Below are 599 nucleotides of genomic sequence, written 5' to 3'. Positions count from 1 at the left end.
GCGAGCCGCCCATTATAGCCGGCTTTTCCGCTTCGTCAACACCTTTTTTCAAGGCCGTCTCACCGAAGTGGACGTTGTTGCCGATGCTGCTTCGTCGTTGGACCCGAGGGCCTTTCGTCGTTGCGAGCCGCCTATTATGGCAGGCTTTTCAGCTTTGTCAACAACTTGTGAGAGGAACTTGAAGCTCTTCGCGAAGTTGTTGCCGTAAGTCCAGGTCGAAACCTGAGGCTTGCAAAAAAAGGAAAACCCCGCTGCATGAGCAGCGGGGTTTTCGGGGTATAAACCCTGGCGATGACCTACTCTCGCATGGCTTAGGCCACACTACCATCGGCGCAGCTACGTTTCACTTCCGAGTTCGGGATGGGATCGGGTGGTTCCATAGCGCTAATTTCACCAGGGAGGCGGTTGGAGTGTCGCTTGGACGTCGTGTCTTTGCAGGGAGCGGGCACGGTGATGCCTGCATTGCAAAGAGACGCGCCTGAGCGCCTGCCTCTCGTTTGGTCTTGTGACGTAGCGTTCACTTGGATCTATCGACATGTCATGTCGGCCAAGGCAACTTGAGGTTATATGGTCAAGCCTCTCGGATCATTAGTATCAGT

Annotated in this window: 1 protein-coding gene and 1 rRNA gene; one reads left to right on the top strand and one right to left on the bottom strand. The window is 54.6% G+C overall.

Annotated features, from left to right (window positions below; genetic code table 11):
* Positions 1–208 (top strand): hypothetical protein (locus tag HFK18_RS21720; protein WP_218946962.1); only part of this gene is annotated, 208 nt, incomplete at its 5' end.
* A gap of 75 nt (positions 209–283) precedes the next feature.
* On the opposite strand, the gene rrf is transcribed toward HFK18_RS21720, so the two are convergent.
* Positions 284–398, bottom strand: a 5S ribosomal RNA gene (gene rrf, locus HFK18_RS21570).
* Positions 399–599 lie beyond the last annotated feature (201 nt).

Source organism: Stenotrophomonas sp. SbOxS2 (assembly GCF_013416715.1).
Lineage (GTDB): Bacteria > Pseudomonadota > Gammaproteobacteria > Xanthomonadales > Xanthomonadaceae > Stenotrophomonas > Stenotrophomonas lactitubi.
This window is presented reverse-complemented; position numbering and strand designations above follow the sequence as displayed.